Genomic DNA, 13939 nt, shown 5'->3' with positions numbered 1-13939 from the left:
CTCTGGTACGTAAGTGGGGGAGTCGGCCGATAAGCCGGGTTCTGTCGTGGACAGCCATTCCTCTAGGCGCTGCGTTACCACAGCGCTCAAGCAACCTACCCGGATCCAGCGCGGGCCACGCCATTGGATCCCTATTTGGTCTTGCTCCGAGTGGGGTTTACCATGCCACGCACTGTTACCAGGCGCGCGGTGCGCTCTTACCGCACCCTTTCACCCTTACCGGCCCCGAAAGGCTTAGGCGGTCTACTCTCTGCTGCACTTTCCGTCGGCTCACGCCGCCCAGGCGTTACCTGGCACTCTGCCCTATGGAGCCCGGACTTTCCTCCCCCAACACCTTTTAAGGGGTATTAGCGGCGACTGTCTGGCCAACTCCGGCGGCAAGCATACCAGCGCCCTCGACTTGCCTCAATGCTCACCTTTGATTGCTTGCAAACGCGCGTACCAGACTTGCTTACGACCACCAAGCATTCGCGCGGCAATTGCAGCGCCCTGTTTCACGCCAACCCCCTCTGCCAGCAGTGCCTCCAGCAAGGCGTCCGCTGATATATCCTGACGTTCACTCTGCTCAACCGGCGGAGCCCCGGCAACAATCACCACGAATTCGCCGCGGGCTTGATTAGGGTCGACAGTCAATTGCTCCAGTAACGATGCAGGCGTACCGTGCAAAAACGTTTCGAAGGTTTTAGTGAGCTCACGCGCCAATACCACATCGCGATCCGCCATTTGCGCCTGTAACGCTTCAAGGGTATGCACGATACGGTGGGGAGATTCATAAAACACCAGCGTCTCTTCGCGGGTTTTCCAACTCTCCAATGCTTGGCGTCGTGCGCCTGGCTTGGCAGGCAGAAAACCGGCAAACACAAAGCGGTCTGTTGGCAGGCCTGCCCCTGACAGCGCAGTAATCAGCGCACAGGGGCCGGGGATAGGCACAATATGGCGATTGCGCGCCCTCAGTTCACGTACCAGCACAAAGCCGGGATCGCTAATCAACGGTGTGCCGGCGTCACTGATCAGGGCGATGTCTTCACCTGCGGCGAGATAACTATCCAAAGCCTCTACCCGGCGCGCCTCGTTGTGCTCATGTAAAGAGAGCATGGGCTTGTTTAGCCCCAAGTGCGCCAACAGGCGGCCACTATGGCGAGTATCTTCAGCGGCAATTCGTGTCACTTGGCCCAGCACCCGAGCGGCACGCGCGGTTAAGTCATCCAAATTCCCAATTGGCGTGGCAACCACGTACAATGTGCCCGGATTATCGTCTGTCATTGTTGACTCTCAATTCGTTGATGGCTTGCCCTGCTGGTGCGCTATGCTTGTGCAGTGGCTTGGTCAATCGCTGACAAGCAGCGACAGCGCAAATGGAAACCTAAGGAAGGATACATGAAACAGTCATTACGTGGCTTACTCGCCGCTGCCCTTGTGGCATTTCTCGTTGCTGGCTGTGCGATGCAATCGCCTAGCGTGGTAGATCGAGTGCCCGATGAAAACCCTGGCCAGCTACTCAGCCAAGCGGAACAGCAAGCGCCAGAGCAAGCCGCAAAAACACGCCTGGAAGCGGCTAATATTCTGGCCCGTCAAGGTGAGCGCGACAGAGCCTTCGAAACCGCCGATGGGATTGATGAAAGCTTGCTCTCAGAACCCGACCGGGTACGCTGGGCACTGCTATTTTCCGAGCTTGCCCGCGCGTTGAATGAACCCCGTGCCGTGCTGCGCGCCACTCAGGTACTCGGCGACGAGCTGCCGATGCAGGCTAACCAGCAGGAGCGGCTTGAAGAACGCCAGCGCTGGGCCCGTGAGGCGCTTGATCAGCCCAGCGGCGCAGTGAGCGTTGCGCTGCCAGAGCTTGAGGGTCAGGAAATACGCCGCATCGTGGTAGCACTGCCCGAATCAGGCCCGCTTAGCAGCGTCGCCAATACTATCGCTTCGGCTATGCGGCAGCACCATGACGCCAAGGGCAGCAACGTCGAGCTAAGCTTCCTGGACACCTCGCGCTACTCGATGGATGAGCTCTATGACCGCGCCCAACAAATGAATGCGCAGTTAATTATTGGCCCGCTGGATAAGGATCGAGTTACCCAGCTAGAACAGCGCGATAGCGTGCCGCTCCCTACACTAGCACTCAACTATGGTAGCGGTGATAACAATCAAGCCCAGCGACTCTTCCAGTACGGCCTTTCAGCTGAAGACGAAGCACGCCAAGTTGCCCGCCGCGCCTGGCAGGACGGGCACCGCCAAATGTCCATGATGGTTCCGGATAACGGCTGGGGCCGACGCGTAGGCGAAGCCTTCTGGAATGAGTGGCATAGCCAGGGTGGCGAAATCACCAACGCCGTGCGCTATAACCCGGATAGCTCGGTCTCCAATGCCGTACAAACCGCGCTCAGTGTTAGCGGTGATCGCGCGCGCCTAGGCAATATTGACGCCCTATTCCTGCTCGCACTGCCCGAGTATGCGCGCCAGGTACCGCCGACTATGGATTACTACTACGCTCCCAATCTGCCAATCTATGCCACCTCACACTTGCATGAAGGACGCTTGCAGACTCGCCTCGATCAAGATCTAAACGATGTCATGTTCGTTGATATCCCCTGGCAAATCCCCGACGCCGCCGTTGGTGGCGAAGAGGCTCTGCCCTTTGCATCTACCTACCAAAGCCTGCGGGATGAATCAGACGCTTCCATGTTCCGCCTGATGGCAATGGGCGTTGATGCTTACGAGCTGGCTATCCGCTTTTCCAACCTTGGCGAGCTGAACGGCCTTCATGGCAGCACCGGCACTCTCTACTTAAGCGACGATGGCCGCATCTACCGCGAGCTGCCCTGGGCTAAATTCCAGAATGGCGTTCCATCACCTATTTTAATTCCTAACCTGATCGAAAGTGACGACTAACGCCCACACTGCCCGTGCCCGCGGCGCAGCCATTGAGCAGCTTGCCGCTCAATGGCTGCGCCAACAGGGGCTCACCCTTGTCACGCTGAATCATTACGTGAAAGGGGGTGAGCTTGACTTGGTAATGCGCGATGGCGATATTCTCGTCTTTGTTGAAGTCAAACACCGCACCACGACGCGCTACGGCCACCCGCTGGAAACCGTCACTTATCAGAAGCAACAGCGCCTGGTGCGTGCAGCACGGCTTTATATCGCCCGCGGCGGGCTTTCTTCACCCTGCCGCTTTGATATCCTGGCCATAACGGGTAAGCCGCCCAACCTTGAGTTTCACTGGGTAAAAGCTGCCTTTGATGCCTTTTGACTGTTTTTTAAAGCTGTTTTTATAAACTGGCTTTAAAAACGGTCTTTAAAAAACACTCTTTATCACTATTCAACCAGGAAGCCCTGATGGACTTTCAATCTCGGATACTCGGCCACTTCAACGCTAGCATCGACACCAAGACGTACGCCAGCGAAGTACTTCCGCCGTTCATTGAAGTGGCTAGCCAAATGATGGTGCAGTGCCTTGTCAGCGAAGGAAAAATTCTTGCCTGCGGCAATGGCGGCAGCGCTGGTGACAGCCAACACTTCTCCTCTGAACTGCTCAACCGCTTTGAGCGAGAACGACCTAGCCTACCCGCACTGGCACTCACCACTGATACGTCCACGCTCACTTCAATCGCAAACGACTATAGCTACAACGAGGTGTTTTCAAAGCAGATTCGCGCCCTCGGGCAGCCCGGTGATGTACTCTTGGCCATCTCCACCAGTGGCAATTCGGGCAATATTGTGCAGGCCATTCAAGCCGCCCATGATCGCGATATGACCGTAGTTGCCCTTACCGGCCGCGACGGTGGCGATATGGCGTCACTGTTAGGCCAGGATGACTGCGAGATTCGCGTCCCGGCGACATCGACGGCCCGCATCCAGGAAGTTCACCTGCTGGTGATTCACTGTTTATGCGATCTTATCGATGAACAGTTGTTTGGCAGCGCTTAGTCGCCATTTGTACTGTGTTAACAACCACGATGTCTTTAACTGCTAGCATCAAAGGAGTCATACGATGACCCAACGCCTCTCCCCCCGCGGCTTCATGGCCGTTGCGCTTTGCGCGGCACTCTTCATTACCGGCTGCGCTAACAACTCAGCCTCCAATCAGTCCAACTATGCTCAGCGTAGCGACGATGTTGAAGCCATCGACACCACCATTGAGCGTGAAGTTGATGACGCGTTAAAGCGTGCTGACGCCCGGCTAGGCGATGCCCGCATTCGTGCCCACAGTTATAACGGCGTTGTGCTCCTGGTGGGCCAAGTACCCAGTGAAGAGCTTCGCGATATGGCGGGTGAAGTTACCAGCAACCTACGCGGTGTTACTGACGTCCACAACGAACTCACCATCGCCGCTCGCCTACCGGCCAGCCAGCGCCTGACCGACACATGGCTCACCACGAATGTCGTCAGCCACCTGGCAACCAACGACCGCATCGACTCTTCAAAAATCAAAGTCACCACCGAAAATGCCAGCGTATATCTGATGGGCCGCGTGACCCGGGAAGAGGCTGACCGTATCGTCAATGCCGCTTCCTCGGTTGGTGGTGTACAACGAATCGTAAAAGTATTTGATTACCTAGACTAATCCACTGTTTTCCCATTGCGTTTTAGCAGCCACAAAAAAGCCTCGCTTAATAAGCGAGGCTTTTTGTGGGCGGCACACCCCAGGGTGTTATTTAACGACCCGCAGGGTGGGTTTTTTCTTCGTCTTGCTCTTAGCTTGAGACTCTTTTTCAGACGTATCCGCTGACGCCGTTGAGTCACTGTCACTCTTTTCGGAGACGGGCTCTGTGATCGACAGCTCAGGCTTACTAGAGGGCTTCTCTTCGTCCTCAATAGCGCCAAAAGAGTCGGCTCCATCACCTAGCTCAGGCTCATGACCAAAGACCATTCCTGCACCGTTCTCACGGGCGTAAATAGCGATTAAGGCCGGAGTCGGTATCATTACCTGCATAGGCTGCCCGCCAAAGCGCGCATTAAAGCCTATCGCCTGATTCTCCATAAAAAGATCACGTACTGCAGTCGGCGCCACGTTCAAAACGATCTGACCGTTTTGAACAAACTGACGGGGCACCTCAACGCCAGGCAAGGTAGCATCAACCACCAGGTAAGGCGTTAGCTCATTATCCAGCAACCACTCATAGAGTGCTCGGGCGAGATAGGGGCGACTCGATTTCATCTAGACTCCCTCCTCCTTACAAGAAAGGCTCCCTGCCCTTATCAAGCACAAAGGAGCCAAATGAATTCAAGCGCGCATCTCTTTTTCACGCTCACTTAAAGATGCCTTGAACGCTTCACGCTCGAATACTCGCGACATGTAGGACAGCAGCGGCTTAACCTGCTTCTCGGGCAATTCGATATTGAGTTCCGGCAAACGCCACAATACAGGCGCTAAACAACAATCCACCAGCGTAAACTCTTCGCTCATGAAGTAAGGCATATCCTCGAAAATTGGCGATATGCCGATCAGACTTTCACGCAACTCTTTACGCGCTTTATCTGCCTCTTTCTTTCCACCACTGCGAATCAGGTCGACCATTGGGCACCACTCGCGCTCAATGCGGTGCATCCATAGGCGGCTTTGCGCACGCGCTACTGGATAAACAGGCAATAGCGGAGGATGCGGGAAACGCTCATCCAGGTACTCCATCATAACTTTGGACTCATACAGCACCAAGTCACGATCTAACAGCGTCGGTACGCTGTTGTACGGATTGAGGTCTGCCAGCTCTTCCGGTGGTTTTTCGTCGAGTACATCGACGATGTCGACGGCAACCCCCTTCTCGGCCAGCACAATGCGCACACGATGACTGAAATGATCATCACTGCCTGAGTAAAAGATCATCGACGACCGTTTGGCCACAACACCCATGAAAGCATCCTCACATCAAAACAATCTTGGATAATAACACGCCAGCGCTACCTTAGGGGAAGCCAGCTTGCTTTGCTTTACTGCCATGCTGACAAGCAAAAGGCGCACGACTTACGCCGTGCGCCCCACTGACCATCAGCTACTGCTAATTAGTGGATATCTCGCCAGTACTCGCGCTTGAGCAGGTAAGCAATCACACCAAAAATGAAAATAAAGATCAGTACTTTAGGTGCCAGCGCCTGTGCTTGAAGCTTGGAGGGCTCACCTACATAAGCCAGGAAGTTAGTAAGATCATACATCGCCTCCTCAAATTCCGCAGGTTCGAGCTCCCCCGGCTCGGTCACTTGCAGCACGTTACAAGACTGATACTTGCCCGATAACGCATCCGGTTCTTGCCCTTCTACCGGGTGATCGGTTTCAGCACATACCAGCTCTTGCACGCCCTGCAGAGGCTCTAACACGTTCGGCATTGCCACTAGGTCAAACACCGTATTGTTAACGCCCGTGGGACGGCTAGGATCTTTGTAGAAACCGAGCAAATAAGAGTAAATCCAATCGGTCCCACGCACACGCGTCTTGAGCGACAGGTCGGGCGGCGGCGCACCAAACCAACCCTCCGCATCACCGCTGTTCATGGCGTTATGCATTTGATCGTTGTAAGCCAAATCTGACGAGAAAATCAAATTCTCTTCAACCAAATCCTGAGGCATCCCCAAGTCGTCTGCCGCACGCGAAAAGCGTTGATAGTTAAGCGAGTGACAGCCCATGCAGTAGTTAACATAGAGCTTCATGCCATTTTGCAACGAGGCCTGATCATGCAGATCAGGATCCATCGAGTGAGGCACACTTGCGCCCCCCGCAGCCATCGCGGTTACTGGCACTAAGGCGAAAAGGAGTCCAAATAGATACTTTTTCATTAGCCAGTCACCCTTTCCGGAACGGGTTTAGTCTTCTCCAGCTTGGTGTAGAACGGCATCAAGACAAAGAAGGCGAAATAGATCACGGTGCACGCCTGGGCTAGCAATGTCCTACCCTCTGTCGATGGCAACACACCTAAAACACCCAGGATGACAAAACTGATAGCAAACAGCAGCAGCATGACTTTCGACATCCAGCCTTTGTAACGCATAGAGCGCACGGGGCTACGATCCAGCCAGGGCAGAACAAACAGGATTGCAATCGCCGCGCCCATAAAGATAACCCCTAGGAACTTGGCGTCTAAACCAAAGACCGAGAAGGTGATGGCGCGGAGAATGGCGTAGAACGGTGTCATATACCAAACGGGGGCAATGTGATCTGGTGTCTGCAGCGGGTTCGCCTGATCAAAGTTAGGCCGCTCAATAAAGTAGCCACCACCTTCGGGGAAGTAGAACACCACTACGCAGAAAACGAACAGGAACACTGCCACACCGACAAGGTCTTTCACCGTGTAGTAAGGGTGGAAAGGAATTCCATCCAACGGCACACCAGCCTCATCCTTCTTCTGCTTGATATCAATGCCGTCCGGGTTATTCGAGCCCACCTCATGCAAAGCAATGATGTGCAGCACAACCAGTGCCAGAATAACGATTGGCAGCGCAACCACATGCAGTGCAAAGAAGCGGTTTAGGGTAATGCCTGAAATCAGGAAGTCACCACGCACCCACTGTGCCAGGTCAGGGCCGATCGCCGGAATCGCTGAGAACAGCGAGATAATCACCTGCGCACCCCAGTAGGACATTTGCCCCCACGGCAGCAGATAACCCATAAAGGCTTCCGCCATTAGCACCAGGTAAATAGTCATGCCGAAGACCCACACTAACTCGCGCGGGGCTTTATAAGAACCGTACAAAAGGCCACGGAACATATGCAGATAGACAACGAGGAAGAAGGCGGAGGCCCCCGTGGTGTGCATATAGCGAATCAACCACCCCCATTCCACATCACGCATGATGTATTCGACGGAATCGAAGGCACCTTCAGCTGAGGGGTTAAAGCTCATGGTCAACCAAACCCCGGTGAGGATTTGGTTGACCAGCGCCAGCAGCGCTAACGAGCCAAAGAAGTACCAGAAATTGAAGTTTTTCGGCGCGTAATATTTGGAGAGGTGCTCTTGCCACATCTGAGTAGCAGGGAAGCGATCATCCACCCAACGCATGAGGCCTTTTTCCGCCTTGGCTTTATTCGGATTACCCATTAGGCAGTCTCCTCATCTTCGCCGACGATAATGATATCGTCATTCTCAAAGCGGTAGGGTGGAACCTCAAGATTGGTCGGCGCAGGAACGTTGTTAAATACGCGACCAGCCAAATCAAAGCGGGAACCGTGGCATGGGCAGAAGAAACCACCCGGCCAGTTATCAACGCCTACGCCCTCTGCGTCGGGTTCAGGCCGGAATAACGGCGAACAGCCTAGGTGAGTACAAATACCGATCAACACCCCAATCTCGGGCTTGATAGAGCGCAATCCACCCTCGATATAAGCGGGCTGTTGTGGCTCTTCCGAATCCGGATCGGCCAGTTGCTCACCGCTCAGCGACTCAGTACGCTCGATCATTTCCGGCGTGCGATTAATGATCCATATTGGCCGACCACGCCACTCAACGGTCATACGCTGCCCAGGCTCAAGCTTGGAAATATCTGCTTGAACGGGAGCACCCGCCGCTCTTGCTTTGGCACTAGGCTGCCAAGAAGCCACAAAGGGTACCGCTACCCCGACAGCACCTACCGCACCCACAACGGAGGTGGCGCCTACGAGGAAACGGCGTCGGCCTTTGTTTACGCCGTTATCTGCCATTTCAGGTTTCTCCCATCAGCTTACCCGTTCCGCCACAAAGGCGTCTTGCGGCGACGAATATTAATTACGCTCTATGGTAAAAAAACAAAGCGCTGTGCACAAGAACAACCGCTCGTGACCATAGTGGTACGAGCAATATAATTTTTTGATATTCCAATAAAAAACGCCCAGGTCGATGACCTGGGCGTTTTTCCGCATAGCGTAAAAATTAACGCTTCGAGAACTGCGGACGACGACGTGCTTTGCGCAGACCGACTTTCTTACGTTCAACTTGACGTGCATCACGCGTTACGTAGCCAGCGGCACGTAGCGAAGGACGCAGGTCTTCATTGTAGTTCATCAGGGCACGTGTAATGCCGTGACGGATCGCACCAGCTTGAGAAGAACCACCACCACCAGCGACAGTCACGAAGATGTCAAACTGGTTCAGGGTTTCAGTCAATTCAAGCGGCTGGCGAACAACCATACGACCGGTAACACGACCAAAGTAGAGGTCAAGGTCTTGGTTGTTGACAGTAATTTTGCCAGAGCCCGGCTTCATAAACACGCGAGCGGTGGAAGTCTTGCGGCGCCCGGTACCGTAATACTGCTGTGTCATGGCGAAGATTTCCTCAGAGGTTCAGTTCAAGCGGCTGTTGGGCAGCATGCGGATGCTCGTCGCCAGCGTACACTTTCAACTTCGTGTACATGGCACGGCCCAAGGGACCTTTCGGCAACATACCTTTAACGGCAGACTCAATGATACGCTCGGGCGCATGATCAAGCATTTTGTCGAATGTCATAGAGCGCAGACCGCCCGGGTAACCAGTGTGGCGGTAATAGGTTTTAGCCTTCGCCTTATTACCAGTTACGTGGACTTTCTCTGCGTTGATCACGACGATGTAGTCGCCAGTATCAACGTGAGGGGTAAATTCGGGCTTATGCTTGCCACGTAGGCGGCGAGCAATCTCGGTTGCCAGACGACCGAGCGTTTTGTCCGTAGCGTCGACTACATACCAGTCGCGCTGGACGGACTGCGGCTTAGCACTGAACGTCTTCATGGATGAAATCACCAGATTAAATGTATTGGGTGACTTACACCGTTGTACGGCGAAGCACCATCCCTATTCTTTTTGGTTGCTGGTTTAACCCAGCAACATGCAGCGAGGCGGCATTCTACAGTAAGGCTACTGACAAGTTAAGCCGTATCGTGACTTTTTTACTGAGCCGACACCCCGTCAGGCTTTAAGGCTTATGCGCCAGCGCCAAGTACTCCTTGGACTGCATCTCTTGTAGACGCGACAAAGTCCGCTGGAACTCGAACGTGAGCTTGCCATCGCTATACAGCTCTTCAATCGGCGCTTCCGCGGACATCAGTAGTTTGACGCCACGATCATAAAACTCATCGACCATATTGATGAAGCGGCGCGCCTGATCATCCTGCTTGGCATTCATACGCCTCACATTGGAAACCAGCACCGTATGAAATTCCCTGGCCAGTTCAATATAGTCATTTTGACTGCGCGGCCCGTCACACAGCTCAAGAAACTCAAACCAAGCGACATCATCATGCAGCCGACGCGTTTTCAACACACGGTGATTTACCTCTAGCGACGCCTCTGACTCGCCTTTGTGCCCGGCTATTTCCCGAAAGCTACGCGATAGTTCGCGCTCAGCCGCTTCATCCAGCGGCGAGTAGAAGATGGCCGCACGCTCCAATGCGCGCAGTCGATAATCCACCCCTGAATCGACATTAACCACCTCACAATGACGATTCACAAGCTCAATGGCTGGCAAAAAGCGCGCCCGCTGCAGGCCATCTTTATATAAATCATCAGGTACGATATTAGAGGTCGCCACCAATACCACTCCGCGCTCAAATAACGCCTCTAGCAAGTTGGCAAGAATCATCGCATCGGTAATATCTTTGACGAAAAATTCATCAAAGCAAATAACCCGCGCCTCAGTGGCAAACTTACCCGCGATTAGGGTCAGTGGATTCTTTTCACCTTTATAGTGGGTCAGCTCGTTATGGACACGCTGCATAAAGCGGTGAAAATGGGTACGCATTTTGTCGGGAAAGGGCAAGGCTTCATAAAAGGTATCGACCAAGTAGGTTTTGCCCCGCCCTACCCCACCCCAAAAATAGAGGCCTTGGATATCGGGCAAGACAGGCTCATCAGCCAATGAGGATTTCTTGCCCATGAAACCCGCCATCTTGGCTTTTAACCCTTTATGGAGCCCCTTATTCGCAACCAGAGCTTTGGGAACGGTTGTTGGCGCAGCGACAAGCTCATCATAGAGCCGCTGTAGATGCTTTACGGCCAACTCCTGCGCTGCATCATATTGAAAATCATCGCGCTCTAAGTCCGCCCGATAGCGCTCTATAGGCGATGCAGGGCGCGTTTTTGACGATGCCCTACTCGCAGTTGTTGATGACATGCACTCGCCTCCCACAGCATGTAAGGCAGCCGCCAGTACATGACTGGCAACCTTGAAAAGGTTGTGATTATACCTGTAGAGACATCTAAGCGCATGAGCGGATTGACCCAACCGGCTGAGTGACGCCTATAATGGCAGCCTGTTTGATTCTTAAGCTGCTAGCATATGCAGCCTCTAAATCATTATATTCAAGGCGCCAGGGAGAACACTGTGGACGCGAGCTCACCATTAACGTTTGCCATAATCGGTTTTATCGTCGGCCTGATCATTGGAGCGGTTGCTTATCGCCTCTTCAGCAAAAGCCAGCGTGAAGCGGCTTCCATGCGCCAAAAGCTACTCGAACGCGAGCACCAGATTGCCGAGATGAAGAGCAGCGTGGGCAGCCATTTAACGGGTATTTATCAACGCCTAAGCAATATACGCGATGAAGCCAACCAGCTTGAGCTTCAACTGAAAGAGGACGCCGCGGAGTGGGATATTCGCGACGCTGCTATTCAGCCTAGCCTTGATCTCTCGGGTATTGATCCAGCGCGCGAGCAGCAGACGACGGCAGACGCCAGCTCCCCTTCGACGCCACGTGACTACGCGGATGGTAAGGGCGGCACGCTGTCAGAAGACTTTGGCTTGAAGAGCAACGAGGCGGCAACACCCCAACCGCCGCGCTACTAATAATGATTGATCAGCCCCGGCTTCTGTTATCGGTGATCCGGGGCATTTAATGCGTTAAGCGGGATTATCAATATCCACAAAGCGGTGCTCAACGTCATACTCATCGCTTAGCCACTCGCCCAGCGCCTGAACACCATAACGTTCAGTGGCATGGTGCCCGGCGGCGATATAATGAATACCCATCTCCCTCGCCAGGTGAGTGGTTCGCTCGGATATCTCACCTGATACAAATACCTGTGCGCCCGACTCATAGGCGTCGGTGATCATGTCCTGCGCACCACCGGCACACCAGGCGATGCGCTCAATATCTCCCACCTGCGGGGCTTCAATGACCAACGGCTTGCGCTGTAAGGTTTGCGCTATTTGCGCTGCCAGCTCACTGACTGAGTGTGGCTGCGGTAATCGTCCTGACCACAAAAGCCCCTCCCCCAGCGCGCCATCAATGCATCCCTCTACTTTCCACCCCAAGTGACGGGCTAACTCCGCGTTATTGCCCATCTCGGCATGCGCATCCAGAGGCAGATGATACGCTAACAGACTAATGTCATGATCAAGCAGGGTTTTAATCCGCCGCTGCTTCATACCAGTAATCGCCACGGGCTCGTTTTTCCAAAAGTAACCGTGATGCACCAGCACCATATCTGCCTGCCAGGCAACGGCTTCGTCCAGCAGCGCTTGGCAGGCAGTAACACCGGTCATGATGCGCTTGACGTGTTCACTGCCCGCCACCTGTAAGCCATTAATGGTAAAATCTTTAAACTCTGCCGCACGTAACTGATGGTCACAAGCCGCTACTAGTTGATCACGATGAATCATATTGAGTCCTTTATTGATTTAACCGCACCCGTGAGGTAGCTGCTAAGAAAGTGTTACCATAAAACCATTGTAAAACTCGCTGCTTTATATCGCGAACAGCGAGACTGACCCGTTAAGGAATTGATTGCATGCGACGCTACGTGCTGCCTTATCTCTGGCCTGTTATCACTGGCGTACTGCTCGCGGTGGTGATTCTCTTCGCACTCCCCGAGCAGTTGCCCAACCCGTTTCGTGACTCGTCGCCTCAAGCCCCCCAAGTCGCCGCGCCGGTCATCTCGACGACACCAGAAGTGGTAGAACCCAACCCTAGTCGCCCTGCGCCTGAAATTCATCAGGCAGCGCCGCTTTCCCGGAACAAAGGCCCCGTCAGCTATGCTCAGGCAGTGGAGCAAGCCGCGCCGGCGGTAGTAAATATCTACTCATCGCGCATCGTTGAGCGCGACCAGCACCCACTGATGTCAGATCCATTTTTTCAGCAATTTTTTGATAACCAGGGAGATGACGCGACGACCCATCAACGCATGCTCTCAAGCTTGGGCTCTGGCGTTATAGTCAGTGAGGACGGCTACGTACTAACCAATCACCACGTCATCAACGGCGCCGATGAAATCCAGGTCGCTCTGCGCGACGGACGCGAAACCCTGGCAGAGGTGATCGGCACAGATCCTGAAAGTGATTTAGCCGTGCTAAGAATTAACCTGGACGATTTGCCAGTCATTGAACTCACAGACTCAGCCGACGTAGCGGTAGGCGACGTAGCGCTCGCTATTGGCAACCCTTTTGGTGTCGGTCAGACGGTCACCATGGGTATTATTAGTGCCACGGGGCGCAATCATTTAGGGCTAAACGCCTATGAAGACTTTATTCAAACAGATGCGGCTATCAACCCGGGTAACTCAGGTGGCGCGCTGGTCAATCCTGAGGGCGCCATGGTCGGCATTAATACGGCTATTTTCTCGCGCTCAGGTGGCTCCCAAGGCATTGGCTTTGCCATTCCTGCCAACCTTGCCCACAGCATTCTGGATGAACTGGTCACTCAAGGACGGGTAATTCGTGGCTGGTTAGGCATTGAAGCGCAAGCACTATCACGGGAACTGGCAGCCTCTTTTGGACTGCAAACACCCCAAGGTGTGATCGTCGCGGGGGTTGTCAGCGGAGGGCCTGCCGCGGAAGCGGGGCTAGAGCCAGGCGATGTGCTTCTCTCTGTCAATGGCCAGCCTATTCTGGATGCCCGCACCACGATGAGTGAAATCGCCTCTATCGCACCCGGCACCTCGCTACCACTCACCATCGTCCGTAGCGGCGAGCGCCTGGAGATGACCCTCGAAGTGGGCGAACGCCCACTCCCTACCATCCCAATTAATGAAGAGACTCCTGGCCCACGCGACTCGTAGCCTGTTTACAAAACGC

General features: G+C 54.1%; 16 protein-coding genes and 1 other RNA gene. 6 read left to right on the top strand and 11 right to left on the bottom strand.

Annotation, left to right across the window (positions count from 1 at the left end):
* Positions 1 to 14: 14 nt before the first annotated feature.
* Positions 15 to 373: RNase P RNA component class A (rnpB, locus tag ACW17M_RS03480), an RNA gene on the bottom strand.
* A gap of 32 nt (positions 374 to 405) precedes the next feature.
* Positions 406 to 1263, bottom strand: a complete 858-nt coding sequence (gene rsmI, locus ACW17M_RS03475; protein ID WP_457546912.1) for a 16S rRNA (cytidine(1402)-2'-O)-methyltransferase — start codon at positions 1261 to 1263, stop codon at positions 406 to 408.
* A 114-nt stretch (positions 1264 to 1377) separates the two neighbouring features.
* Between rsmI and ACW17M_RS03470 the strand changes: the two genes are divergently transcribed.
* The 4 genes from ACW17M_RS03470 (at position 1378) to ACW17M_RS03455 (ending at position 4561) form a co-directional block, all read left to right on the top strand.
* On the top strand, positions 1378 to 2886 hold the full coding sequence (locus tag ACW17M_RS03470; RefSeq protein WP_138800075.1) for a penicillin-binding protein activator: 1509 nt from the start codon (positions 1378 to 1380) through the stop codon (positions 2884 to 2886).
* On the top strand, positions 2876 to 3247 hold the full coding sequence (locus ACW17M_RS03465) for a YraN family protein (protein ID WP_138800074.1): 372 nt from the start codon (positions 2876 to 2878) through the stop codon (positions 3245 to 3247). The genes ACW17M_RS03470 and ACW17M_RS03465 overlap by 11 nt, the downstream gene beginning before the upstream one ends.
* Positions 3248 to 3333: 86 nt before the next feature.
* Positions 3334 to 3924 carry a phosphoheptose isomerase gene (locus ACW17M_RS03460; protein ID WP_007114714.1) on the top strand — a complete coding sequence of 197 codons (591 nt, stop codon included), beginning with the start codon at positions 3334 to 3336 and terminating at the stop codon, positions 3922 to 3924.
* A 64-nt stretch (positions 3925 to 3988) separates the two neighbouring features.
* Positions 3989 to 4561: a BON domain-containing protein gene (locus tag ACW17M_RS03455; protein WP_009286384.1), complete on the top strand. Its 573-nt coding sequence runs from the start codon at positions 3989 to 3991 to the stop codon at positions 4559 to 4561.
* A gap of 87 nt (positions 4562 to 4648) precedes the next feature.
* Here the strand turns inward: ACW17M_RS03455 and ACW17M_RS03450 are convergent, their stop codons facing one another.
* The 8 genes from ACW17M_RS03450 to zapE all read right to left on the bottom strand — a co-directional run bounded on the left by ACW17M_RS03450 (position 4649) and on the right by zapE (position 11044).
* Positions 4649 to 5155 carry a ClpXP protease specificity-enhancing factor gene (locus ACW17M_RS03450; protein ID WP_009287785.1) on the bottom strand — a complete coding sequence of 169 codons (507 nt, stop codon included), beginning with the start codon at positions 5153 to 5155 and terminating at the stop codon, positions 4649 to 4651.
* Positions 5156 to 5221: 66 nt separating this feature from the next.
* Complete coding sequence (gene sspA / locus ACW17M_RS03445) at positions 5222 to 5848, bottom strand: stringent starvation protein SspA (protein ID WP_007114711.1); 627 nt, start codon at positions 5846 to 5848, stop codon at positions 5222 to 5224.
* A 149-nt stretch (positions 5849 to 5997) separates the two neighbouring features.
* Entirely contained in the window at positions 5998 to 6765 is a 768-nt protein-coding gene (locus tag ACW17M_RS03440; protein WP_009287784.1) for a cytochrome c1, read from the bottom strand.
* Complete coding sequence (locus ACW17M_RS03435; RefSeq protein WP_009287783.1) at positions 6765 to 8024, bottom strand: cytochrome b; 1260 nt, start codon at positions 8022 to 8024, stop codon at positions 6765 to 6767. Before ACW17M_RS03435 ends, ACW17M_RS03440 begins: the two co-directional genes overlap by 1 nt.
* A complete protein-coding gene (gene petA, locus ACW17M_RS03430) occupies positions 8024 to 8623 on the bottom strand; it encodes a ubiquinol-cytochrome c reductase iron-sulfur subunit (protein ID WP_022523917.1) in 600 nt (199 codons plus the stop codon). Before petA ends, ACW17M_RS03435 begins: the two co-directional genes overlap by 1 nt.
* A 208-nt stretch (positions 8624 to 8831) precedes the next feature.
* Entirely contained in the window at positions 8832 to 9221 is a 390-nt protein-coding gene (gene rpsI, locus ACW17M_RS03425; protein WP_022523918.1) for a 30S ribosomal protein S9, read from the bottom strand.
* A gap of 13 nt (positions 9222 to 9234) precedes the next feature.
* Entirely contained in the window at positions 9235 to 9663 is a 429-nt protein-coding gene (gene rplM / locus ACW17M_RS03420) for a 50S ribosomal protein L13 (RefSeq protein ID WP_022523919.1), read from the bottom strand.
* A 184-nt stretch (positions 9664 to 9847) separates the two neighbouring features.
* Entirely contained in the window at positions 9848 to 11044 is a 1197-nt protein-coding gene (zapE, locus tag ACW17M_RS03415) for a cell division protein ZapE (protein WP_233974833.1), read from the bottom strand.
* A 210-nt stretch (positions 11045 to 11254) separates the two neighbouring features.
* Here zapE and ACW17M_RS03410 point away from each other — a divergent pair, with 210 nt between their 5' ends.
* Positions 11255 to 11713, top strand: a complete 459-nt coding sequence (locus tag ACW17M_RS03410) for a YhcB family protein (protein WP_022523921.1) — start codon at positions 11255 to 11257, stop codon at positions 11711 to 11713.
* Between the two features lie 54 nt (positions 11714 to 11767).
* Here ACW17M_RS03410 and ACW17M_RS03405 read toward each other — a convergent pair whose 3' ends face one another.
* On the bottom strand, positions 11768 to 12529 hold the full coding sequence (locus ACW17M_RS03405) for a Nif3-like dinuclear metal center hexameric protein (protein WP_457546911.1): 762 nt from the start codon (positions 12527 to 12529) through the stop codon (positions 11768 to 11770).
* A 128-nt stretch (positions 12530 to 12657) separates the two neighbouring features.
* Between ACW17M_RS03405 and ACW17M_RS03400 the strand changes: the two genes are divergently transcribed.
* Positions 12658 to 13923: a Do family serine endopeptidase gene (locus tag ACW17M_RS03400; RefSeq protein ID WP_022523923.1), complete on the top strand. Its 1266-nt coding sequence runs from the start codon at positions 12658 to 12660 to the stop codon at positions 13921 to 13923.
* The last annotated feature ends 16 nt before the right edge of the window (positions 13924 to 13939 follow it).

Source organism: Vreelandella sp. 2A-K22 (assembly GCF_054065485.1).
This window is presented reverse-complemented; position numbering and strand designations above follow the sequence as displayed.